The 23,153-nt window shown below is 70.9% G+C and carries 19 protein-coding genes and 2 pseudogenes; 14 read left to right on the top strand and 7 right to left on the bottom strand.

Going from position 1 to position 23,153, the window contains the following annotated elements:
• Positions 1 to 29: 29 nt before the first annotated feature.
• Positions 30 to 878, bottom strand: coding sequence for a TauD/TfdA family dioxygenase (locus FREUN1FDRAFT_RS07220; protein ID WP_035950558.1), 849 nt, complete (start codon positions 876 to 878; stop codon positions 30 to 32).
• Between the two features lie 122 nt (positions 879 to 1,000).
• On the bottom strand, positions 1,001 to 1,975 hold the full coding sequence (locus FREUN1FDRAFT_RS07215) for a quinone oxidoreductase (protein WP_035950527.1): 975 nt from the start codon (positions 1,973 to 1,975) through the stop codon (positions 1,001 to 1,003).
• 121 nt (positions 1,976 to 2,096) lie between these two features.
• Between FREUN1FDRAFT_RS07215 and FREUN1FDRAFT_RS07210 the strand changes: the two genes are divergently transcribed.
• The 3 genes from FREUN1FDRAFT_RS07210 (at position 2,097) to FREUN1FDRAFT_RS07200 (ending at position 5,031) form a co-directional block, all read left to right on the top strand.
• On the top strand, positions 2,097 to 3,122 hold the full coding sequence (locus FREUN1FDRAFT_RS07210; protein WP_006539327.1) for an AraC family transcriptional regulator: 1,026 nt from the start codon (positions 2,097 to 2,099) through the stop codon (positions 3,120 to 3,122).
• A 182-nt stretch (positions 3,123 to 3,304) separates the two neighbouring features.
• Complete coding sequence (locus tag FREUN1FDRAFT_RS07205; protein ID WP_006539326.1) at positions 3,305 to 4,165, top strand: ABC transporter permease; 861 nt, start codon at positions 3,305 to 3,307, stop codon at positions 4,163 to 4,165.
• Positions 4,166 to 4,206: 41 nt separating this feature from the next.
• Positions 4,207 to 5,031 carry an ABC transporter ATP-binding protein gene (locus FREUN1FDRAFT_RS07200; protein WP_006539325.1) on the top strand — a complete coding sequence of 275 codons (825 nt, stop codon included), beginning with the start codon at positions 4,207 to 4,209 and terminating at the stop codon, positions 5,029 to 5,031.
• An 89-nt stretch (positions 5,032 to 5,120) separates the two neighbouring features.
• Here FREUN1FDRAFT_RS07200 and FREUN1FDRAFT_RS44975 read toward each other — a convergent pair whose 3' ends face one another.
• Complete coding sequence (locus tag FREUN1FDRAFT_RS44975) at positions 5,121 to 5,366, bottom strand: hypothetical protein (RefSeq protein WP_035950524.1); 246 nt, start codon at positions 5,364 to 5,366, stop codon at positions 5,121 to 5,123.
• Between FREUN1FDRAFT_RS44975 and FREUN1FDRAFT_RS47940 the strand changes: the two genes are divergently transcribed.
• Entirely contained in the window at positions 5,269 to 5,577 is a 309-nt protein-coding gene (locus FREUN1FDRAFT_RS47940; RefSeq protein WP_369809775.1) for an ABC transporter substrate-binding protein, read from the top strand. The two genes, FREUN1FDRAFT_RS44975 and FREUN1FDRAFT_RS47940, sit on opposite strands and share 98 nt — an antisense overlap.
• A pseudogene (locus FREUN1FDRAFT_RS07190) lies at positions 5,469 to 6,140 on the top strand (ABC transporter substrate-binding protein); the annotation flags it as partial. The gene FREUN1FDRAFT_RS47940 and the pseudogene FREUN1FDRAFT_RS07190, both read left to right, overlap by 109 nt.
• A 161-nt stretch (positions 6,141 to 6,301) precedes the next feature.
• On the opposite strand, the gene FREUN1FDRAFT_RS07185 reads toward FREUN1FDRAFT_RS07190, so the two are convergent.
• The gene (locus FREUN1FDRAFT_RS07185; RefSeq protein WP_006539322.1) at positions 6,302 to 7,318 is read right to left on the bottom strand and encodes an ABC transporter substrate-binding protein; all 1,017 of its coding nucleotides are present in this window, start codon (positions 7,316 to 7,318) and stop codon (positions 6,302 to 6,304) included.
• A 497-nt stretch (positions 7,319 to 7,815) separates the two neighbouring features.
• Here FREUN1FDRAFT_RS07185 and FREUN1FDRAFT_RS07180 point away from each other — a divergent pair, with 497 nt between their 5' ends.
• The 8 genes from FREUN1FDRAFT_RS07180 (at position 7,816) to FREUN1FDRAFT_RS07145 (ending at position 18,080) form a co-directional block, all read left to right on the top strand.
• Positions 7,816 to 8,757, top strand: a complete 942-nt coding sequence (locus FREUN1FDRAFT_RS07180) for an ABC transporter permease (protein ID WP_006539321.1) — start codon at positions 7,816 to 7,818, stop codon at positions 8,755 to 8,757.
• A complete protein-coding gene (locus FREUN1FDRAFT_RS07175) occupies positions 8,730 to 9,488 on the top strand; it encodes an ABC transporter ATP-binding protein (protein ID WP_006539320.1) in 759 nt (252 codons plus the stop codon). Before FREUN1FDRAFT_RS07180 ends, FREUN1FDRAFT_RS07175 begins: the two co-directional genes overlap by 28 nt.
• A gap of 33 nt (positions 9,489 to 9,521) precedes the next feature.
• The gene (locus FREUN1FDRAFT_RS07170) at positions 9,522 to 11,213 is read left to right on the top strand and encodes an ABC transporter substrate-binding protein (RefSeq protein WP_006539319.1); all 1,692 of its coding nucleotides are present in this window, start codon (positions 9,522 to 9,524) and stop codon (positions 11,211 to 11,213) included.
• Positions 11,214 to 11,319: 106 nt separating this feature from the next.
• Positions 11,320 to 12,252: an ABC transporter permease gene (locus FREUN1FDRAFT_RS07165; protein WP_006539318.1), complete on the top strand. Its 933-nt coding sequence runs from the start codon at positions 11,320 to 11,322 to the stop codon at positions 12,250 to 12,252.
• A complete protein-coding gene (locus FREUN1FDRAFT_RS07160; protein WP_006539317.1) occupies positions 12,249 to 13,202 on the top strand; it encodes an ABC transporter permease in 954 nt (317 codons plus the stop codon). Before FREUN1FDRAFT_RS07165 ends, FREUN1FDRAFT_RS07160 begins: the two co-directional genes overlap by 4 nt.
• Entirely contained in the window at positions 13,199 to 15,184 is a 1,986-nt protein-coding gene (locus FREUN1FDRAFT_RS07155) for an ABC transporter ATP-binding protein (protein ID WP_006539316.1), read from the top strand. Before FREUN1FDRAFT_RS07160 ends, FREUN1FDRAFT_RS07155 begins: the two co-directional genes overlap by 4 nt.
• A gap of 4 nt (positions 15,185 to 15,188) precedes the next feature.
• The gene (locus FREUN1FDRAFT_RS07150) at positions 15,189 to 16,889 is read left to right on the top strand and encodes a LuxR family transcriptional regulator (RefSeq protein ID WP_035950520.1); all 1,701 of its coding nucleotides are present in this window, start codon (positions 15,189 to 15,191) and stop codon (positions 16,887 to 16,889) included.
• A gap of 417 nt (positions 16,890 to 17,306) precedes the next feature.
• A complete protein-coding gene (locus FREUN1FDRAFT_RS07145; protein WP_006539314.1) occupies positions 17,307 to 18,080 on the top strand; it encodes an AfsR/SARP family transcriptional regulator in 774 nt (257 codons plus the stop codon).
• Between the two features lie 80 nt (positions 18,081 to 18,160).
• On the opposite strand, the gene FREUN1FDRAFT_RS07140 is transcribed toward FREUN1FDRAFT_RS07145, so the two are convergent.
• Both FREUN1FDRAFT_RS07140 and FREUN1FDRAFT_RS07135 read right to left on the bottom strand, forming a co-directional pair.
• Positions 18,161 to 19,741, bottom strand: a complete 1,581-nt coding sequence (locus FREUN1FDRAFT_RS07140; protein WP_006539313.1) for an MFS transporter — start codon at positions 19,739 to 19,741, stop codon at positions 18,161 to 18,163.
• A 161-nt stretch (positions 19,742 to 19,902) separates the two neighbouring features.
• Positions 19,903 to 21,012, bottom strand: coding sequence for a trans-acting enoyl reductase family protein (locus tag FREUN1FDRAFT_RS07135; protein WP_006539312.1), 1,110 nt, complete (start codon positions 21,010 to 21,012; stop codon positions 19,903 to 19,905).
• Positions 21,013 to 21,212: 200 nt separating this feature from the next.
• Here FREUN1FDRAFT_RS07135 and FREUN1FDRAFT_RS07130 point away from each other — a divergent pair, with 200 nt between their 5' ends.
• Positions 21,213 to 22,361 (top strand): helix-turn-helix transcriptional regulator, encoded by a 1,149-nt coding sequence (locus FREUN1FDRAFT_RS07130; protein ID WP_006539311.1) that lies wholly within the window; start codon positions 21,213 to 21,215, stop codon positions 22,359 to 22,361.
• Between the two features lie 463 nt (positions 22,362 to 22,824).
• Here FREUN1FDRAFT_RS07130 and FREUN1FDRAFT_RS07125 read toward each other — a convergent pair.
• Positions 22,825 to 23,153: pseudogene (locus FREUN1FDRAFT_RS07125) on the bottom strand (hypothetical protein); the annotation flags it as partial.

Genomic DNA, 23,153 nt, shown 5'->3' with positions numbered 1-23,153 from the left:
AATCAGCATCGCCCCGCTGGAGCCGAGCGCTAGAAGGGCTGGTCGCCGACTATTCCGGCGCGCTCCATCCTCCTGCCGGCCGGCCAGTAGTCCTGGACGGCGTAGTGCTGGGTGGCACGATTGTCCCAGATGGCGAAGCTGTCAGCGCTCCAGCGCCAACGCACCTGGTATTCAGGAATGGCCGCCCGGCCGATCAGGTAGTTGAGAAGCAGACTGGCGCCCGGCGCGTAGTCGGCGCCGTAACGGACGTTCACGGGGGTGTGGTAGTTGACGATGTGGGTGGTGAAGGCGTTGACGAAGAGGATCTTCTCCCCGGTCTCGGGGTGAGTACGGACCACCGGATGCTCGGCGTCGGGATAGCGCTCCTTGAGCCGGTGGCGCTCCGCGACGGGCAGGCGGGCCCCGAACGTGGCCTCGATGCTGTGGCGCGCCCGTAGCCCGGCGATCCGCTCCTTCACGTGATCGGGTAGGCCCTCGTAGGCGGCGGCCATGTTCACCCAGATCGTGTCGCCGCCCACCGAAGGGGTCTGGACGCAGCGCAGCACGGCCCCCATGGCCGGTTCCCGCCGCCACGACCCGTCGCAGTGGTAGCTGTTCTCGTAGTGCTCGGGCGCGCTGTCCTCGGACTTGTAGATGCGCACGAGCCCCGGGTGGTCCGGGTCGCTCGGGGCCACCGGGTGATCCTCCAGCGAGCCGAACCGCCGGGCCAGTGCCACATGGTCCGCCCGGCTGATGTCCTGATCACGCAGGAACAGCACCTTGTGCTCCAGTAGCAGCGCCCGCAGCCCGGCGAACAACACGTCGCTGCGCGCGACGTCGGCCAGGTCCACGCCTGACAGCTCGGCTCCGAGGGATGAGGTGAGCCGGGTGACCGTCATCGACCTTGCACCGGTTCCCGAAGACTGTTCGGCTTCGGTGGTCGTGCGGTGCACGTGTCCTCCATCTCACGGTCGGTGCCCATGGATACGGCTGCTCAGGGATACAGCTGCTCAGGGATTACTCAGGGACACAGGACCGACGACCCGATGGTCCGGCCGCGCTCCAGGTCGCGATGGGCTCGCGCGGCGTCCTGCAGCGCGTACCGCTGGTTGATCTCGATGCGGATCCGTCCCGCGAGGACGTGGTCGAACAGCTCCTGGGCCAGCTCCGCGCGCTCGGCCGGATCAGCGATGTAATCGGCCAGAGCCGGCCGGGTGACGAACAGGGAGCCCCTGACGGCCAGGTCCATGGCGTTGATCGGCGGAACAGGGCCGGATGCCGTACCGAAGCAGACCAGCAGGCCCCGGCGGGCCAGTGCGTCGAGAGAGCCGGCGAAGGTGGTCCTGCCGATGCTGTCGTAGACGACCGGCACCCCTGCGCCGTCGGTCAGCTCCCGGACCCGCGAGGGAACGTCCTCGCGGGTGTAGACGATGACCTCGGTGCACCCGTGGGCGCGGGCGACGGCGGCCTTCACGTCACTCGACACGGTGCCGATCACGTTCACCCCGAGCAGTCGGGCCCACTGGGTGAAGATGAGTCCGACCCCGCCCGCGGCGGCGTGCAGGAGCACGGTGTCCCCCGCCTGCAGCGTGCGGATGCGCCGCAGGAGGTAGGCGCTGGTCAGCCCGCGCATGGTCATGGCCGCCGCGGTCTCACAGGTGATCCCGTCCGGGAGTCCGATCAGTGACGCCGCCGGCATCACCCGTGCTGTGCTGTAGGCCCCGAGGGGGCTGCCGGTGTAGGTGACCCGGTCGCCCACCGAGAATCCGTCCACACCGGGCCCGACCGCTTCCAGTACCCCGGCGGCCTCGACCCCCAGACCAGCGGGGAGCTCCGCCGGGTACAGGCCGGTGCGGAAGTAGGTGTCGGCGAAGTTCAGCCCGACGGCCTCGTGGCGGATGCGGACCTCGCCGGGGCCGGGGTCGCCGACCTCGGCGGCCTCCCAGCGCAGAACCTCGGGATCTCCCGCCTGGTAGAAGCGGACCGCCTTCGCCAACGCCTTGTCTCCTGTTTCGCCGGTGGTGTGGCCGTCAACACCGTAGGAGGAGGGTCTGGCATTATGCTTTTCTGTCGGGGACATCCTATTTATCCTTTCGGGACATCAGGGGATACGCACGGTGAAGCCGACCGCCCGCTACGCCTCTTTGAACCGGTACCTGGAGCTGTGCCAGAGCCTCGGGATCGGCGCCGACGCCGCCCGGCTCATGCACGACGTGGGTCTCGACCCGTCCGGACTGGCAATGCAGGACACGAGAATCCCCGCCGCGTCCATCGTCGGGCTGCTGGAGAACTCGGCCGCCGCGTCGGGATGCGAGGTGTTCGGGATGAGGCTGGCCGAGCTCCGCCAGTTCTCCAGCCTCGGGCCACTGAGCCTTGTCCTGCGCGAGGAACCGGACGTGCGAAGCGCGGTCGACATGTTGATCCGCTATGAACACACCTACAACGAGGCGTTACGGCTGCACCTGAGCGAACGCAGCGACATCGCCGTCATCTCGGTAGGCTTCGACCTCGGGGAGGACATCCCCTGCCAGCAGTCCTATGACCTGGCGGTCGGCGCGCTGCACGGGATCCTGCGCGAGTTCCTGGGTCCGGGCTGGCGGCCGGCCTCGGCATGCTTCGCTCATCCGGCTCCCGCCGACTGCGAGGTCTACGAGCGGTTTCTGGGCCTGATCCCGCGGTTCGAGCAGCCATTCAGCGGGGTCGTGCTCCACCGCAGGGACCTTGATGCCCCGAACCGGATGTCCGACCCGCATCTGCGGGCCTACGCCCACCAGCTGCTGAAGCCCCTCGGGGCGCCGAGAGACGCGACCATCGTCGAGAAGGTGCGCGCGATGATCGAGCTCTTCCTGCCCGCCGGCCGGTGCTCGGCGACCCAGATCGCCCAGGGCCTCCTGATGGACCGCCGCACCATGCACCGCCACCTGGATGTCTTCGGCGTGTCCTTCAGCACCCTGGTCGACCAGGTACGGGCCAAGCTGGCGGAAGAGCACCTGCGCAACGGTCGCTACTCGCTGACCGAGATATCTCGGCTGCTGGGCTTCGCCGCGCCGAGCGGGTTCTCCCGCTGGTTCCGCAACGAGTACGGCTGCAGCCCCAGCGCATGGAAAGCCACCCAGGGGCGGCTGGATCCCCCGGCCCCGTGACGGGTCCGCCGGTCCTCACGTCGCGCTCCCATGTCCTGACAAGGCAAGTGAACTGTCCCGACAGGATAAGTGAACAATAAACGATCTCGATAGTGTGTCGTCGATCGCGCAGCCGCCAGAACCGGGCAAAGGCCGCATCCGTGGGGGTCGGTCCGACCGAAGCAGAACCGACTGGAGTGGACTTGCGAACCATCGACGAACCTTCCCTGGCGCCCCCGGAGGAGCGCGAGGACGTGATCGGGCCGACCGGGGCCGGCCGGCGGCGGTCCCTGCTGTCACGTGAGACGCTCATCGTGCGCGGCGCCCAGCTCATGGTGGGGCTCCTCCTGCTCGGACTCTGGCAGCTCGCGGCCTCGGCCAGATGGCCCGAGCCCGTGCTGGCCAGGTCGCCCGGGCAGACGGCGTCCTACCTGTTCGACGCGGCAGGGTCCGGCGAGTTGTGGAGCAACACCAGGGCCACCCTGAAAGCGGTACTGGCAGCGTGGGTGCTGGCCGGGGCGGCCGGGACGGTGGCCGGTGTGGCCCTGGGCCTGGCGCCCCGGGTCGAGCGGGTCCTGACCCCTTACCTCGACGCGGCCAACGCGATGCCGAGGATCGCCCTGGCGCCGCTGTTCATCGTCGCCCTCGGGATCAACACATCGGCCAAGGTGGCCCTGGCCTCGACCCTGGTGTTCTTCATCGCGCTGTCGGGGGCCCGAGCCGGCGTCCGCTCGACCGACGCGGAGTGGCTTCGGCTGTCGACGGTGCTGGGCGCCGGGAAGCGCCAGCTGTTCGTGAAAGTGCTGATTCCAGTCGCCACTCCGGCGATCTTCGCGGCGCTCCGGCTGGGGCTCATCTACTCGCTGCTGGGGGTGGTGGGATCTGAGCTGATCTCCGCCCGCGACGGGCTCGGCCAGTTGATCGCCTACTACTCGTCCACCTTCCGGATGGAGGCGGTGTACGGGATCCTGCTCCTGCTCGGGCTCGTCGCCGTCACGCTGAACCAGCTGATGGGCCTTGCCGAGCGTCGACTGCTCCGCTGGCAGCCGCCCGCCGACCGATGAGCGATCCGGTACCCGCGACGAGCGCGGCTGGAGCCCCTGAGATGACCATGACGCCGCACACCCTGCCGGCCCCCGCGGACGCCGGGCGAGCCCCCGGCGAGGCCCGCGAGATCGACGAAGCCATCGCCTTCAACGGCGTGGGCATGACCTACTCGACCAACGGCGGTCGGCCCCGGCAGGTCCTCGACGGAGTCGACCTCCGCCTTGCCAGGGGCGAGTTCACCGCGCTCGTCGGCCGGAGCGGCAGCGGCAAGACCACCCTGCTGAACATGGTGGCCGGTCTGGTCGATCCCACATCCGGCTCCGTGACCGTCATGGGTCGCAGGCCCCGCGACGCCCGGCCCCACCTCGGCTTCATGCTGGCCCGCGACGCTCTCCTGCCGTGGCGCAGCGCCCTTCGCAACGTCGAGTACGGCCTCGAGCTAAGGGGCGTCCCAAAGGCCGAACGCCGGTCTGTAGCCCTGCACTGGCTGGACGCCGTCCATTTGCGGCACGCCGAGCGCCTGTGGCCGTGGCAGCTCTCGCAGGGCATGCGCCAGCGGGTCGCGCTGGCCCGTACCTGGGCACTCGACCCCGACATCCTGGTGATGGACGAACCCTTCGCCGCGCTGGACATGAACACCCGGCAGTCGGTGCAGCAGCGCTTCGTCGACCTGTGGCAGAGCGAGGAGCACCGGACCGTGCTGTTCGTGACCCACGACCTGGGCGAGGCCATCGCCCTCGCGGACCGGGTCGTCGTGATCGGCGGCGGGAGGGTGGTCGAGGACCTGAAAGTCGACATCGAGCGGCCGAGGGACCTGCCCCTGATCACGCTGAACCGCCGCTACGAGGAGATCTACCAGCACCTCCGCGGACGCATCGGCTGACCCTTCCCCACAACGCCCTCCCCCACTGCTCCGAAAGAGCGGCCGGGGAGGTCTGTTCACCCTGCCCTGAAACGGGCGCAGAACCGGACTCACAGGAAGAAGAAGATGAACATCGCGAGACGGTCCGCCTTCGTAGCTGTCAGCCTGATCGCGCTGGGAACCAGCCTGCTCGGATGCGGCTCCTCCACCCCGAGCGCCACCCAGGCCGATGCGAGTGCCGCGCTCACCACCGTCACCGTGGGAAACTTCCCGACCAGCGCGCTGACCCTTCCGTTCGCCGTCGCCCAGGAGCAGGGCTTCTTCCGCGACGCCGGCCTGAACGTGACGACCGTCAAGGCCAAGTCCGGTCCCGAACTGCTGGCCGGGCTGATCGGGGGTACCACCCAGATCGCCGTCGCGGTCCCCCCAACGCCTTCCCCGCGATGCAGCAGGGAGAACCGCTCGTCGCCCTGCCGCCCTTCGGCCGGCTCGACATGGCGGTGGTCACGCCCACCACCGGCGGAATCACCGACATCCACGCACTGGTGGGCAAGAAGATCGGGGTGACCGCGCGCGGGGCCTTCACCGAGAAGTTCGCCCAGTACGTTCTGCAGGCGGGCGGGATCAAGCCCGACCAGGTCACCTTCGTCGCCGTCGGTGACCTGGTCAGCCAGGAACTGGCCCTACGGCACAACCAGATCGACGCGACGGTCTTCTCCTCCGACGCGGTCGCCGCGGCCGGAGCCCACGGCATCGACCTGCGTGTCCTCGCCGGTTCGCTGCAGGGAACCGCCGGCCAGCTCGGCAAGGTGGGTCTGCAGTCCTTCTGGTCGACCACCACCAAGTTCCGCGAGAGCCACCCGGCGGTGGTGAAGAACTTCTGCACCGCCATGACGCAGGCGAACAGCTGGCTTCAGGACAACGCGAACCGCACCGCCGGGGCGAAGATCATCGGAACCCTGCTGAACGTACCCGTCCCCGTCGCCGAGCAGGTCTGGGACAGCGTCCACGCCGCCTGGTCCGACACCGTGACCTCGGACCAGTGGTCCGCCAACGTCAAGCTCATCCTGGGCAGCGCCGACAGCCTTCCCTTCGACAAGTTCGTCTCCGGCTGCACACACACCGGTTGATCTCGGCTCACGCCGTGCTCACCGGGCTGTCAGTGGGCCGATTCGCCCGCACCATGCCCGAGGGCGCGCTGGCTGGACATGTCCACAGCCAGCGCGCCCCACGGGGGTGGTGACGTCCCGGAGCAGGCGGGCCCGGCGAGCGGCCCCGTTCGCGACCCTCGTCAGGAGGTCAGGGAGCGGACGAAGAACGGCTTCACGTCGATCTTCTTCTCGAGCACACCGGCCTCGGCGTAGACGTCGGCGGTCTTCTGGAACTGACTGACGATCTGGTCGTCGATCGGCGGTGCGCTCCACTGGCGGCGCTTGACCACGTCGAGGGCCACCGGCTCGGGCAGTTTCGTCAGCGATGCGAAGATCTTCGAGAACTCCTCCGGCTTCTGGTTCGACCAGGTGAACGCGTTGCGCTGCCGGGTCAGGAAGTCGGCGATCGCCGCCTTGGTGCCCGCGTCCTCGACCGCGTCCTCGGTGGCTACGACGAAGCCCAGGCCGCTGTTGATCCCCTCGCCGTCGCGGACGATGCGGGCGCCCTTGCGTTCGGCGAGCGCGACGTAGGGATCCCAGGTCACCCAGGCGTCGATCTGCCCGGCATCGAAGGCAGCCGACGCCGCCGGCGGGGCCAGGAACGAGATCGTCAGGTCGTCGGGGGTCAGCCCCGCCTCCTTGAGCGCGCCGAGCAGCAGGTAGTGCCCGATGCTGCCCTCGGTCGACGGGGACACCGTCTTGCCACGCAGGTCTGCGACGGTACGGATCGGCGAGTCCTTGGGAACGAGGATCGCGACGCCCTTGGCGGAGGCACGGGTCGCCCCGACGACCTTCAGCGGCGCGCCGGCGCCGAGCGCGTTGAGGATGGGCGCGTCACCGGCCTGCCCGATGTCGGCCGCGCCGGCGCGTAGTGCCTGCAGCAGCGGTGCGGCGGCGGAGAAGTCAGACCATTCGATCTTGTAGGGGACGCCCGCCAGGGCGTCCGAGGCCTCGAGCAGTGCCTTCAGCTGGCCGACCTGGTCGGCCACCCGCAGGGTCACGCGGGAGAGGTCGGGCCGCCCGGTGGCTGTCGTAGCCGCCGGGCCGTCGTCGGAATCCGACCCGCAGGCGGCGACGGCCACGACAGCCACGACGGCCACCAGTGCCGCGACGCCGACCCGCAGCCGGGATCCGAGCAGTCTGAACACGCGCAACATCGCACAACGCTCCGAGGTCAGGAAATCGGGCTGGGACGGGCAGCACACCAGAGCGGACCGGGCGACCTGGTGACAGGGCGATGACAGACCGGCTCAGCCTCACCACGGCTGCGTCCCACCGAGCACAGTACAGAACTGTCCGTAATGCTTCTTTGACGATCTAAAAAGTGAAGAAGTGACTTGCATCACACATTGATCCCCATTGACCTGGCACGTCAGACATGTTTCGGTTGCTCCCGTGTACAGATCGGCGCAACTGGTTACCCGGAGTCACATTGACCTTCAGCGGATCAAGTCCGCCGCATGTCCACGGCACCGGGCCGACGACTAGGCATTTCCATCGGCGACTCGGACCCGCGGCATCCGTGCCCGTGGACCGTGAGATGGAAAAGGCTCACCGAGACGGCTACCGCCGTCGCCTTTCTCTTTCCCGTTCTCACCGGCGACCGTGACGGCTCTTCACGGCGATGACTCGTGCGCCCGCGACGGGAGAATTCGTGACCATCCAGACCTTTCCCGCCGGCAAGGACGGCGAGAACGGAACGCCCCCCGAGGGCACTGAGAAAACTGATTCACCGGGAAGATCCGGAGAACCCGGAGCAACCGGAGCACAGGGAACACCGGTCGAGGTGGCGCCGGTTCTGACAACCGTCGTGCCCGCCGGTGCACGGCGGCGGGGAGTACCCCGTTGGGTGCGACGTCCGGTGGGACCGTTGTGTCTGCTGGCCGCATGGCAGATCGCGGTGTGGACCGGCAGCGCGTCCACCGAACTTCTCGCCTCGCCGTGGACAGTGGTAACGACGTTCGCCGATCTGGTGGGCAACGGTGAACTTCCCAAGGCCATTCTGGTATCGCTACGGCGCGCCGGCACCGGGCTGCTGCTGGGCGGTTTCATCGGCATCACGCTGGCGCTGCTGGCCGGGCTCTTCCGGCTCGGTGAGGACCTCATCGACGCCGCCGTCCAGATGATCCGCACTGTTCCCTTCGTGGGCCTCATCCCGCTTTTCATCATCTGGTTCGGCATCGGGGAGCGGCCGAAGACCGCCCTCGTCGCCTTCGGCGTCGCGTTCCCGCTCTACCTCAACACCTACGCCGGAATCCGGAACGTCGACGCGACCCTCGTCGAGGCCGCGCGCACGGTGGGGCTCGGCCGGGCCGGGCTGATCCGGCACGTCATCCTGCCGGGGGCGTTGCCGAACGTCCTGGTCGGTCTGCGGTTCTCCCTCGGGATCGCGTGGCTCGCGCTCATCTTCGCCGAGCAGATCAACGCCAACCGGGGCCTGGGGCACCTGATGAACCGGGCCCAGGAGTTCCAGCGCACCGACATCATCGTCGTCTGCCTCGTGGTCTACGCCCTTCTCGGGCTCGCCGTCGACGCCGTCGTCCGACTACTCGAAAGGCTGCTGCTGTCATGGCGACCGGCCTTCAGCGGAGCGTGACCGCCACCGGAGGGGGCACCGAAGCCCCACCCGCGGTCGTCGTCCGCAACCTGCGCCGCTCCTTCGGCGACACCACGGTCATCGACGACCTCAGCCTGTCCGTCCCGGCGGGGCAGTTCGTCACCCTGCTCGGCCGCAGCGGCTGCGGCAAGAGCACCCTGCTGCGGATCCTCGCCGACCTCGACAACGAGATCAGCGGCGAGGTCCGGATCGCGTCCCGGCGCGCGGTGGCCTTCCAGTCGCCGCGGCTGCTGCCCTGGAAACGGGTGTGGCGCAACGTCGTGCTCGGCCTGCCGGGCCGGCCCGACCGGGCCCGCGCACTCGCGGCGCTGGAGGAGGTCGGGCTGGCCCACCGTGCCGACGCCTGGCCCAAGACGCTCTCCGGCGGGGAGGCGCAGCGCGCGTCGCTGGCCCGGGCGCTCGTGCGCGACCCCGAGCTGATGCTGCTCGACGAGCCGTTCGGCGCGCTCGACGCCCTGACCCGGATCCGCGTGCAGAGCCTGGTCGAGCAGCTGTGGCAGCGGCACCGCCCGGCGATCCTGCTGGTCACGCACGACGTCGAGGAGGCGTTGCTGCTCGCCGACCGGGCGCTGGTCATGGAGGACGGCGTGATCTCGCACAGCGTGGACGTCACGCTGCCGCGGCCGCGCAGCGTGACCGACCCGGCGTTCGTCGAGCTGCGCGCCGAGCTCCTCGCCCGGCTCGGCGTGGGGGCCTCCTCCCCTTCCTGACGAAGCTCGTCCCAACACCCTCGGAGTTCACCCATGCGTTTCCCCAGACCCGGACGTCCAGTGGCACGGCCCCTACGACTCGCGGTGGCGGCGACGCTCGCCGCGGGACTCCTGCTCACCGCCTGCGGCTCCGACGACGACCCCGCTCCGGGCGCCGCCGGCACGGGCACCGGCACCGCCGAGAAGCCGGTCGCGGGCGGGTCGGTCACCTACGCGATCGACACCGAGCCGACCTGCTTCGACATCCACGTCAGCCCGCAGGACATCACCGCGGCCATCCAGCGCAACGTGTTCGACTCGCTCGTCGCCGAGGACGAGTCCGGCAAGTTCCACCCGTGGCTGGCGAGCTCCTGGGAGACCTCGCCGGACCTGAAGAGCTACACCTTCAAGCTCCGCCAGGACGTCACGTTCACCGACGGCACCCGTTTCGACGCCGCCGCGGTGAAGGCGAACTTCGACCACATCAAGGCGCCCACGACGAAGTCGCGGTACGCCGCGAGCCTGCTCGGCAGCTACACCGGCACCGACGTCGTCGACGAGTTCACCGCCCGGGTGAACTTCGCCCAGCCCTTCGCGCCGTTCCTGCAGGCGGCCAGCACCGCCTATCTCGGCTTCTACTCGCCGAAGACGCTCACCGCCGACGCGGACAAGCTGTGCGGCGGCGGCCCGGTGGCGGTCGGCACGGGGCCGTTCACCTTCACCAGCTACACCAAGGGCCAGAGCATCGTCCTGACGAAGAACCCGGCGTACAGCTGGGCACCGGCGACCGCGAAGCACACCGGCGCCGCCTACCTGGACACGTTGACGATCCGCATCCTCAAGGAGAACTCCACCCGGATCGGCTCGCTGACCAGCGGCCAGATCGACGTCGCCGGTGCGGTGCCGCCGGCGAACGTCGCCGCGGTCGAGGCGAACGGGCGCCTGCAGGTGCTGCGCCGCGACGCCGCGGGCTCGCCGTACAGCCTCTACCTGAACACCACGCTGGCACCGTTCACCGACGAGCGGGTGCGCGTCGCCTTCCAGCGTGGCCTGAACATCGACCAGGACGTGAAGACCGTCTACTTCGGCCAGTACAAGCGTTCCTGGAGCCCGCTCACCGCGGTCACGCCCTCCTACGACAAGAGCCTCGAGAACAGCTGGCCCTACGACCCGGCCAAGGCCAACCAGCTGCTCGACGAGGCAGGCTGGACGGGCCGTGACGCCGACGGCTACCGCACCCGTGACGGCCGCCGGCTCACCGTCGCCTGGCCGATCATCCCGGCCACCGTCCGCGAACAGCGTGACGTCCTCGGCCAGGCGTTCCAGGAGGACCTCAAGAAGATCGGCATCGAGCTCACCCGTCCGTCGCTCGACGCCGGCACCTACCTGAAGGAGGCGTACGCGGGCAAGTACGCGGTCCTGGACTTCAGCTGGGCCCGGTTCGAGCCGGACGTGCTGCGGCTGTTCTTCCACTCGGCCAGCGCCCTGGCCGGCGGCGGCCAGAACGCCGCGTTCGTGAAGGACCCCGAGGTGGACACCTGGACGACGACCGGTGCGGGCACCTTCGACGAGAAGGTTCGGGACGACGTCTACGGGCGCACCCAGCAGCGGGTGGTCAAGATCGGCGCGGTCGTGCCCGTCTACACACCGTCGTCCATCCTCGCCGCCGGCAAGCACGTCCACGGGATCGCTTTCGACACGAACGCCTGGCCGCTGTTCTACGACGCCTGGCGCGACCGGAAATGAGCCTTTTCCCTCGTCGGCTCCGGCCTGTGGATACAGCGCTCGACAAACGTGAGAGGGAAAAGGCTCAGTGAAGGCCGTCGAACCCGTTCGGCCACGGAGGTGGGTCGTGCTGCGCGCGGTCGGGCGGCGGCTCGCCCGCGCGGGCGCGGTCGTCTTCGGGGCGGCGACCCTCGCGTTCGCCGCGTTGCAGCTGCTGCCCGGGGACCCGGTGGCGGTCATGCTGGGGCCGGCCACGTCGGCGTCCCCGCAGGTCCGGGAGCAGATCAGGGTCGACTTCGGGTTCGACGAGCCGGTACCGGTGCGCTATCTGCACTACCTGGGCGATCTGGTGACGGGTGACCTGGGCCGCTCCTACCAGCTCCAGCAGCCGGTCACCACGCTCATCGAGGAGCAGCTGTGGCCGACGGTGCAGCTCGTCGCGGCGAGCGTCACCCTCGCCGTGGTCATCGCGGTGGTCTCCGCGGTGGTCACGGCGGGCCGCCGCTCGGCACTGCGCGCCGTGGTCACGCTGGCGGAGCTGGTGGCGCTGTCCACCCCGCAGTTCTGGCTGGGGATCGTGCTGCTGACGGTGTTCTCGTTCCGCCTGAACCTCTTCCCGGTGGCGGGTGCGCAGGACCTCACGGCGCTGGTGCTGCCGGCGGTCACCCTCGCGCTGCCCGTCGCCGGGGTGCTGGCGCAGGTGCTGCGGGAGGGAATCGAGACGGCGCTGGAGCAGCCGTTCGTCGTCGCCGCCCGGGCCCGGGGCCGCAGCCGGATCGGGGTGCGACTGCGGCACGCGGTCCGGCACGCGGCGGCCCCGCTGCTCACGCTGACCGGCTGGGTGACGGGTTCGCTGCTGGGCGGCGCGGTGCTGGTGGAGACCGTCTTCGGTCGCCCCGGCCTCGGTTCGCTGCTGCTGCAGGCAGTGTCCAGCCGGGACATGCCGGTCGTGCTGGGCGTGGTCCTGCTGACCGCCACGGTGGTGGCCGTCGTGTTCATCCTGGTGGACCTGGTGCAGCTGGCGCTCGACCCGAGGCTGCGGACGGCGGCGGCGCTGTGACGGACATCGACACCGAGACGGACATCGAAACCGGGACGGGCATCGACACCGGGACGGGCATCGACACCGGGGCGGGCATCGACACCGTGGTCACGGGCGGCGCCCGGCGTCCGGGTCCACGCGGCTTGTCGGTCCCCCGGCCGGGTGTTGTCGTCGCGGCCGCGGTGCTGGCGCTGGCTGCCTTCGTCGCGGTCGCGCCGGGGCTGCTGACCGACGGCGCGCCAACCGACATCGACCCCGGGCAGGCACTGGTCGGACCGGGAGCGGGCCACTGGTTCGGCACGGACCAGCTCGGCCGCGACGTGTTCACCCGCGTCGTCTACGGGGCCCGCACGTCACTGCTGCTCGGCCTCGCCGCGATCGGCCTCGCCGTCACCGGTGGCGTGGTGCTCGGCCTGGCCACGGTGCTCGGCGGGCGCGGCGCGGAGCGGATCCTCACCTGGCTGACGGACGTGCTGCTCGCACTGCCCCCAATCCTGCTCGCGCTGCTGGTGGTCGCCGTGCTCGGAGCCGGGACGACGAACACCGTGATCGCGATCGCGATCGCCCTCGTCCCGGTGTACGGACGGCTGGTGCGCACCGAGGCGATGGTGGTGCTGCGCTCCGGCTACGTCGAGGCCGCGGTCGGGCTCGGCCTGCGTCGCGGTGTGGTGATCGCGCGCCATGTCCTGCCCAACGCGCTCGGCCCGGTGCTGGTCCTGGCCACGGTCGGGTTCGGCACCGCGCTCATGTACGCGTCCGCGTTGAGCTTCCTCGGCCTCGGGTCGAGCCCACCGAACTCGGAGTGGGGCCTGATGCTGGCCGAGGGCCGCGACTTCCTCCAGACGGCCTGGTGGACAGGGGTGTTCCCGGGTGCGGCGATCACCGGAACCGTGATCGCGGTGACGGTCGTCGGCCGGTACGCGCAGGCCCGCTTCGCCGGACGGGTCGACTGGCGGGCGAGCCGGTGAACGGGCCGGTGAACGGGCCGCTGCTGGTCGTCGACGGACTCGACGTGACCTTCCAGGTGGGTGGCGAGCGGGTGCACGCGGTGCGGGACGTGTCGTTCACCCTCGACCGCGGCGAGTGCCTGGCGATCGTGGGCGAGTCCGGGTCCGGGAAGAGCGTCACCGCTCGCACGTTGATCGGCCTGACCGGTGGGCGTTCGACGGTGCGCGCCCGCCGGCTGTCCTTCGACGGCACCGACCTGACCACGCTCACCGAGGCACGCTGGCGGGCGGTGCGCGGACGGCACATCGGGCTGGTGCTGCAGGACGCGCTGGTGTCCCTGGACCCGCTGCGAACGGTGGGCGCGGAGGTCGCCGAGCCGCTGCGCGTCCACCGGCTTGCCGCGCGGGACGAGGTCGCCGGGCGGGTCAGGGACACGCTGGCCGACGTCGGCGTGCCGGATCCGGCCCGGCGCGCCCGCCAGTACCCCCACCAGCTCTCCGGCGGACTGCGGCAGCGGGCGCTGATCGCGTCCGCGGTCGCGGCCGGACCGCGGCTGCTGCTCGCCGACGAACCGACCACCGCCCTGGACGTGACCGTGCAGGCCCAGGTGCTCGATCTGCTGCGACGGCTCCGGCAGGAAGGCCTGGCACTCCTGCTGATCAGCCACGACCTCGCCGTCGTGGCCGGCATCGCCGACCGGATCGCCGTCATGTACGGGGGGCTGATCGTCGAAGGCGGACCAGCGGCGCAGGTGCTGCGCGACCCGCGGCATCCCTACACCCAGGCGCTGCTCGCGGCCGTCCCCACGCTGCGCACCAGGCGGAGCCGGCTGGCGGTCCCGGTGCCCCGCCAGCCCGGGGCCGGTCCGGGCGGCTGCCCGTACGCGGCCCGCTGCCTGCTGGCGGACGAACGCTGCCGGACGGAGCTCCCGCCCCCGGCCGAGGCCGACCCCGGGCACAGCGTCCTGTGCTGGCACCCCGCGCCGACCCCCGACCAGTCCGACCAGTCCGGCCCGGCGGGCCCGTCCGACCAGTTCGGACCGGCCGGTCCCGCCGGTTCCGCCGGTCCCGCCGGTTCCGCTGGAGCTGCCGGAGCTGCCGGAGCTGCCGTTCTGACCGTTGCCAAACCGCCGCCGCTCGCACACGTGCCGACCGGGAGCCTGCCCACCGCGAACGTGCCCACCGCGGGCGCCCGCGGCGAGGTCCTCCTCGACGTCGACGGTCTCTCCAAGCGGTTCCGCGGCCCCGGCGGGGCCTGGCAGCACGCCGTCGACGACGTGTCGTTCCAGCTGCGCGCCGGCGAGACGCTCGGCGTCGTCGGCGAGTCCGGGTCGGGGAAGACGACGGTGGCCCGCATCGTGCTGGGCCTGCTCACACCGGACGCCGGCACGGTCCGTTTCGCCGGTGCCCCGTGGAACGGGGACGGGGTGCTCGAGCGCGACCGCCGGCCGCACCGCCGCCGTATACAGGCCGTCCAGCAGGATCCGCTGAGCTCCTTCGATCCCCGGTACACCGTCGAGCGGATCGTCGGGGAGGCGGTGGCGGGCACCCACCGCCGGGGCGGGCGGCGGGCCCGGCGGGACCGGGTCGCCGTCCTGCTCGACCAGGTGGGGCTCGGCGCGAACCTGCTGGGACGGCGGCCGCGGGACCTCTCCGGCGGACAGCGCCAGCGGGTGGCGATCGCGCGGGCGCTGGCGCCGGAGCCGGCGCTGCTCGTCTGTGACGAGCCGGTGTCCGCCCTGGACGTGTCGATCCAGGCCCAGATCCTCGACCTGCTCGCCGACCTGCAACGCGACCTCGGGGTGGCGATGCTGTTCATCTCCCATGACCTGGCGGTGATCCACCAGGTCGGCGACCGGCTCCTGGTGATGCGCGACGGCAGGGTCGTCGAGTCCGGGGAGCTCGGGCGGGTCTTCGCACAGCCCGCGCACCCGTACACCCGGGAGCTGCTCGCCGCCGTCCCCCGGCCCGCCGGGTCCACCACACGGGCGATGGCCCGCTAGCGCGTTGGCGGTCGGAGAGGGACCCACAGGTGGGAAGGCGGCGCGGCGTCCTCACGGCCTGATCGAACGGGCCGCGGAGATCGCGGTGTTCACCCGGCTGCTGGCCCGCGGCAGGCTCGGGGCCGGCAGCGTCGTAGTGCTCACCGGGGCGGTCGCGACCGGCAAGACCGAACTGTTGAACGCCCTGGTCGAGGATGCGGCGGCGACGGGCGCGGTGGTGCTGACCGCGCTCGCCTCCCCCGCCGAACGCGACAAACCCCTGGCCCTGGTGCGCCAGTTTTTCCGCGCACCACCGCTTTCAGGCCCCGAGGGCGACCTCGCCTGGCGCGCCGCCGCCGGCGCTGCCCCCGCAGCCCGCACCGACACCGACGAGGGCCCCGCCGACCAGCTGTCGACCAGCGCCGTGCACGACCTGTGGTCGGTGGTCGACACGCTGGCGCGCCGGGTCCCGGTCGTCATCGGTGTCGACGACCTGCAGTTCGCCGACGTGGCGTCGCTGCGCTGCCTGGCGTACTTCGGCGGCTGGCTGCGTGCGTCGCGAGTGCTGATGGTCGTCAGCGAGAACATCGGGCACGTGGGGACGGACGCTCGGCGGGCCTCCTGGCACATCGACCTGTTGCGCCAGCCCCACTGCCACCGGATCCAGGTCTCCCCGCTGTCACCGCAGGGGGTGGCCGAGTTGCTCGAAACCCGGCTCCGACGGTCCGTCGACGCGGTCCCGACCGCGCGCTGGCACCACGTCAGCGGCGGGAACCCGCTGCTGCTGCGTGCTCTGATCGAGGACGCCGCCGCCGTGGCCGGGCAACCCACCGCACTCCCCGAACCCACCGCACTCCCCGAACCCACCGCACTCCCCGAACCCACCGGGCTCCCCGAACCCACCGAACCCGAACCGGCCGAACCGGCCGAACTCACCGAGCTCACCGAGCTCACCGGACTCGCCCAGGTCGCCGAGCCGGTTGCCGGCACGGCCTTCGGCCAGGCCTACCTGACCTGCCTTCACCGCGGCGGGCCCGACCTGCTCCAGGTCGCCCGCGGGCTGGCGATCCTCGCCGAGTCCGACTCGTCCGCGTCGCTACGCCAGCTCGTCGACGCGGACGAGCCGACCGTCGAACGGGCCCTGGACCTGCTGGACCGTGCCGGCCTGCTGGAACGTGCCGGCCTGCTGGGCGCGGGCCGGTTCCGGCATCCGGCCGCCCGGGCCGCGGTGCTCGCCGAGATGTCCCCGGACGAACGGGCGCACCTGCACCAGCAAGCTGCCCGCCTGCTGCACATCGACGGCGCGCCGGCGCGCACCGTCGCCGCGCACCTGATCGCCGCGCACCGCCAGCCGGGACCGTGGGCGTTCGCCGTGCTGTGCCGGGCGATCGAGGAGGCCCTCGACCGCGATCGGCACTTCGCCGCCGGGTGCCTGCGGCTGGCCCACCTGGCCTGCTCCGACGACGTCCAACGGGCGACGGTCGCGCTGCTGCGGCTGCGGATCGGGTCGCCCGGTGCGGAGGGCGACCCACTCACCTCGGCCGAACATCAGGTCGCGGTGCAGGCGGCACTGGGCGGTACCAACCGGGAGATCGCCAGAATCCTGCACATCACCGTGAGTACGGTCGAGCAGCATCTCACCCGGGTTTACCGCAAACTCGGACTGAAAGGCCGCGCCGGCCTGCGTGCCGCTTTCACGCAGTTCGCCCGCGAAGATCCCGCGTAGGCGCCGGCGCCGATATTCCACAATCCACGATCCACCGCGACCAGTACGGCGTGACATCGGTCACCATCAGCGAACCTATTCCGTCACCTACTCATCCTCGCGGCTACCCATACCACCGGGAGAAGGAAAAGGCCCTGACATTTCCGGTTAACATTACGACAGAAAGAAGCTGTATAGGGGTTGCCTAGGGGGTCTTCAGGGGTACCCTGCGGACAATTCTCAGGCAATTATTGAAGGAGCGTCGCGCCGCAGTTCAACGCGCCCCGGATCCCGGGTTTTCTCCGGCCCGCCGGCACCGAAACACCTGGTGATTTCTGCAGACCATCCGAGCCCTGATCTCTCCGCCGCGCCGTCACGCGGAACCGGACACCGATTCGTGCCCGCACGCACCGCCCCACGAGACACGATGGGACAACAATGAGATACGAGATCCTCGGACCTCTTCGGGTGACGAAGCAGGACGGCCACTGCTTCATCAGCGCCCCCAAGATGGAGACCCTGCTGGCCACCCTCCTGGTCCGCCCGAACGAAGTGGTGTCGGCCGACCAGCTCATCAACGAGATCTGGGGGGCGGCCGCGCCACGGAGCGCGAACGCCGGCATCCACGTGATGGTGTCGAACCTGCGCAAGTTCCTCGCCCGGCCGGACCGGACGGACAGCCCGATCGTGACCCGGGCCCCGGGCTATCTGCTGGATCTGGGCGACGACACGCTCGACGCCCACGACTTCCTGGACCTGGCCGCGCGCGGGCACGAGCACGTCCGACTGAAGAAGTACACGGAGGCCGTGGCCTGCTTCGACCGGGCGCTCGGGCTGTGGCGGGGCCAGCTGCTCGGCCGGCCGACCGCCAGCCCGATGATCGTCTGGTATGACACCTGGCTGGCCGAACAGCGGCTGGGCTGCCTCGAGGCCAACCTGGAGGCGGAGCTCGAGCTTGGCCGCCACCGCCGGCTCGTGCCCAGGCTGTACTCACTCATCACCGAGCACCCGCTGCACGAGCCGTTCTACCGCCATCTCATGGTTGCGCTGTACCGGGCCGAGCGGGTCGCCGACGCACTCGATGTCTACCGGACGGCCCGCACCCGGCTGCGCGACGAGCTGGGCCTGGAGCCCTGCCGCTCCCTACAGGACGTGCAGCGGGCGATCCTGGTCGGCGACCGGCACATGGGCATGGCCCGGCTCGCCGGCTGACCTCCCCGGGCCGGGCCGGCCACGGATTCGTCCCGACCCGCCCAGGGGCTGTCCGTGCCCGGGCCCAGACCCGGGCCCGGTCAGCCGCCGCCCTCGATCGCGGCGGACTGCACCGCCGCGAGGTCCACCTTCTCGCCTCGACCGTCCTCGCGAAACAGCAGCAGCGCGGCCAGCACCCCGACGACCATGGTCACCGCGGTGATGACGAAGCCGAGCTTGAACCCCTCGGTGAGCGCGACCGCCGCCGCGTCACCGGCACGGACCGCGTCGTCCGTCCGGCTCTCGGCGAGCGTCGCGATGACCGCGAAGCCGAGCGATCCCCCGACGTAGCGGCTGACGTTCAGCAGCGCCGCGGCGATGCCCGTGCTCTGGGCGGGCACGCCCGTCACCGCGGCGATGTTGATCGGGACGAACAGGATCGCGAACCCGAGGCTGACGACCACGGACGGGAGGATGATGTTCATGCCCAGACCGCCGTCCGGCGAGATCCCGGTGAACAACAGCAGACCGCCGGCGACGATCGCGCAGCCGATGGCGACGACGGCGCGGATGCCGATCTTCGGGACGAGCAGCGGGCCGAACGGCGCGGCGACCAACAGGGTCACGGCGAGCGGCAGGTAGGCGAGGCCGGTCTTCAGCGGCGAGTAGTGCAGTACCTCCTGCGCGTACAGGGTGACGAAGAACAGCATCGCCCACAGCGCGACCGCGACGAGCGCCTGGACCGCGTTCGCGCCGGACACCGAACGGTTGCGGAACAGCGAGAACGTCATCAGCGGCTCGGCCGCGACGAACAGCTCGTGGACGACGAAGTAGGCGAGGAGCACGCCGGCGCCGGCGAGCAGGCCGATCGTCCGCCCGGACCCCCATTCGTGCTCGCTGGCCTGCAGCACCCCGTAGATCAGCAGCGCGGTGCCGCCGGTGGAGACGAGCGCGCCGACGACGTCGAAGCGGTGCGACCGGGTCGTGCGGTCCACGGGCAGGTAGCGGGTGGCACCGGCCAGGATGAGCGCGCACACCGGCACGTTCAGCAGGAAGATCCACCGCCAGCCGGGCCCGTTGACGAGCACGCCGCCCAGCACCACGCCCAGGGCGCTGCTCACGCCGGCGGCGGTACCCCAGACCGCCAGCGCCTTGTTGCGGGCCGGGCCCGCCGGGAAGATCGACGCGATCATGGCCAGCGTCATCGGGATGCTGAACGCTCCGGCCAGGCCCTGCAGCGCCCGGGTGGCGACGAGGCCGCCCGCGTCCTGCGACAGGCCCGCGGCGAGCGAGCCGGCCAGGAACAGGGCGATTCCCCCGACGAATATCCTCCGCTGGCCGAACACGTCACCGGTCCGGCCACCGAGCAGCAGGAAACCGCCGAACGCCACCGTGTACGCGTTCACCACCCACGGCAGGTCGCCCTGGGAGAAACCGAGATCGTCCTGGATGCTGGGCAGCGCGACATTCACGATCGTGATGTCGAGGGTTTCGAGCATCGCCGCGACACACAACAGCGTCAACGCGATCGTGTGAACGGACGTCCAGACGAACGACGCTGGACTCGATGGCGCCTGGTTCGGGGGCACCGAGCTCGACAGCGCAGAGCTCCCGGCGGCCGGCTCGCGCGCCGGCCCGTCGACGGCCCGCACCGCCGCCCCGGACTCCTGCTTTTCCGTCATGGGTTGCGAATTCCTTTCGAGCGAATGTCACCAATGAGCCTTTTCCATCTCACGGTGCGTGGTCAGGGCGCCGCGGTTTCGAGTCGACGATGGAAACGGCTCAGTTTCCGGGCCGCGGGTCCGGGCGGTCGTTTCCCCGCCCGGACCCGCGGCCGATTCCGCTACTGCGCGGCAGGCGCGTCCGCCGGCGTCTCCACGGCCCAGGAGTAACCATGCGGAACGAGGAAGTCGAGGAAGCTCGCGGCGTCGAACGCCTGGGCGGGGCTGAGCACACCGGCGCGGGGCGGCTCGGCGAGCAGCCGGCGGACGGCCTCCGCCACGATCACCGCGGTCGACCCGTAGATGTCGCTGGCGTGCAGGACACCGCGGGCACGGCGGCCGTCGGCACCGGTGGCCTCCGCAACGATGGTGAACCTGGCCGCCGCGCGGCGGGTCTCGTCCGGGCCCTCGGCGAGGCCGTCGATGATGGTCGCGACGGTCTCGGCGGGCAGCTGGAGCAGCTGCAGGAACTCCGGCGTGACGATGCTGGCGTTGATGACCACCGACAGCCGGTCGGTCGGCACGTGCCGGGGGACGGTGACGACCTCGGGGCCCGCCCAGTTGATGACCGGCGTCGGCTCCGCGTTCCCCGGGAATGTCACCGCCTCGTAGGGCGTCGTGCCGTCGCCGGGCCGCCATTCACCGTCGCTGTAGACGAAGCTGCCGCTGGTCAGCGCGCCGAAGGCCGACCGGACGGTGCCCCGGGTCATGTCCCAGTCGCGCACGTCGTAGGCCACGAGGAGCTCGGTCGCCCGCTCGACCCGACGACCGACCACGTTCGCCAGCAGATCGCCGGGAACGATGTCGAAGCCGACGGACGGGACGACGGTCACCCCGGCGTTCTCGGCGGGGCCGGAGTACTCGTCGAAGACCTTCTTCACGAACAGCTGCTCGGCGGTCGTGTCGATATAGTGCACGCCCGCGTCGATCGCGGCCCGGACAACCGGTTCACCCACCAGGGCGAACGGTCCCGCCACGTTGACGACGACGTCGCTGCCGCGGAAGGCCTCCGCCAAGGCCGCCGGGTCGTCGACGCCGACCTGGCGTGTCCCTATCTCGACGTCCCGGCCGTCGACGGAATCACCCGGCTCCGTGGCGGCCAACTCCGTCGCCAGCGCCCGCAGCCGGTCACCGTCCCGGCCGGCCAGCACGACGGAGAATCCGCGGCGCCGAAGCCCGGCGGCCACCAGCCGCCCGGTGTATCCACTCGCGCCGTAAACGGTGATCGCCATGAGGAATCCCCTCCTCTATGGAGCTTTTTCCATCTCACGGGACACGGCCAAGGCCACCGCGCGTCCAAGCCGACGACGGAAAAGGCTCATTCAGTACCCGTCATAATTGCGGGGACCGGCCGGCGCGCCCATCCCGCAACTAGGGGCCTCGCGGACCCCCCCAACTTTGGGGATTTTTTCGATCGGTGTGGTGAGGTAAGATGGCGGGCGTGGCGAAACCTGCCCTCGGAATCCGCGCCAGTGCCGTTCGCGAGGGGATCGCGGACCTGTGCGAGCAACGCATCGCCCCGGAGGACCTCGTCGCCGAGGTCGCCGAGCGCGTCCGCCGCGTGGTTCCCTACGACGCCGGCTCGTGGATGACGACCGACCCCGAGACGCTGCTGCCGACCCGGCTGCACGCCGTCGGTCCCAAGGTCTGCCTGCGCGCCGACGACCTGCACGACGAGCTGGCGGGCACCGGCGTCAACGGGTTCCTCGACCTCGACCGATCCGGGCGCTGCGCGGTGTCCCTCGCAGCCTCCACCGGCGGCGAGCTGGACCGCGCCACCCGGCACCGGTCCGTCTACGAGCCGCTGGGGCTGCGCGACGAGCTGCGGCTGCTCGCCCGAGATGGTAGCGCCACCTGGGGCATGGGCTGTCTGCGGCGTGCCGACGACGAGCCCGACTTCACCGCCGCCGAGGTCCGCTACGTCGCCTCGATCGCCCGCCATCTGGGCCACGGCCTGCGGTCCGGCCTGGCCCGCACCCCACCGCCGCGCACCCCGCTGGCGGGCTCCGGCACGCTGGTGCTGGACGCCGCGGGCCGCCTCGAGGCCTCCACCGCGGAGGCGGACCGCTGGCTGCGACGCATCAGCCCGGTCGAACCCCCCGAACTGCCGGTGTCCGTCACGATGGTGGCCGTGCAGGCCCAGGCGAACGCCGCCGGGGGTGGCCCGCCCCGACCGGCGCGGCTGCGAATGTCGCTGCCGGGTGGCGGCTGGCTGCTGGTGCAGGGCGAGGTGCTGGTCTCCTCGCCGGCGCACGGCGGCGCCGGCGCGGCGCGCACCGCCGTCGTGCTGGAACCCGCGAGCCGCGCCGACCTGCTGCCGGTGATGCTGGCCCTCTACGGCCTCACCTCGCGCGAACGCCAGCTGGCCGAGCTGCTCGTCGCCGGGCACGGCACCGACCGGATCGCCCGCAGGCTGGGGATCTCCCAGCACACCGTGCGCGACCACACCAAGGCCATCTTCGCGAAGGTGAACGTGGCGTCCCGCGCCGAGCTGACCGCGGTGCTCGGCGCGGAGGTCACCGGCCCCCCGGTCGACGTCCCCACGGGCCTCGGCACCGCCGGCCTCGGTCTCGCCGGCTGACGCACCCGAAAACGCCACAGTCCTCGCAACCCCCAGAAGGCTGGGCGTCGCGAGGACCGCTGGTGTCCTGAGCCTCAGTGGTTCCTTCCTGCCGCCGCTGCCGAGCAGGACCTGAGGATTCTGGTTGCCGGAGAGCCCGCAGCAGAATCGCGATCTTCAGTTTGACATTGCCGCCAAGCAAGAGTTGAGGATTTCGGCTGTTGGAACGACCAAAATCCTCAGCGCTTCAAGCCGCGAATTCGGGCCGCCGCCAAGGTTACCGTTGCCGCCGAGCAAGAGTTGAGGACCTTGGCTGCCGGAACGACCAAGATCCTCAACCCTTCGCTCGTCACCCTTCGATTCTTCGGATACCCGAGCGGAGCGGGGCAGGAGTGTGACGCACCATGATCAGACGCAGATGGGGGACTGCTGAGGCGCTGCGCGAGAAGACGCGCGAGCTGAACGGGGCCGTTCGCGCCGCGGGTCAGACGGTGGTGAGGCGACGGCTGGGGGTCTGCGCACCACCGGCCGGGACGATCGCGTAGCGGCGCCGCTCCCACGGATAGTGCGGCAGGTCGACGACGGCGCGGGGCAGCTCCGTCAGCTCGCCGTCGTCGGGCTCCGCGGGGGCGCCGGCGGCGATCGCGTCGAGCGCCGCGATGGCCTGCGGCCGGCTGGCGGCGAGCACCCGGGCACGGACGGCGTGGCGCGCCCGGCCCACGGTCGCCGTGTAGGCGAACGCCGGGTAGGCATCGTCCGGGAGGGTGGCCAGCCGGTCCCGGTAGCGCGCCGCGAGAACCCGCAGCGCGTCCG

It is taken from the genome of Parafrankia sp. EUN1f (assembly GCF_000177675.1).
Lineage (GTDB): Bacteria > Actinomycetota > Actinomycetes > Frankiales > Frankiaceae > Parafrankia.
Note: the sequence above shows the minus strand (reverse complement) of the source record. Positions and strands in the feature narration are given on the sequence as shown.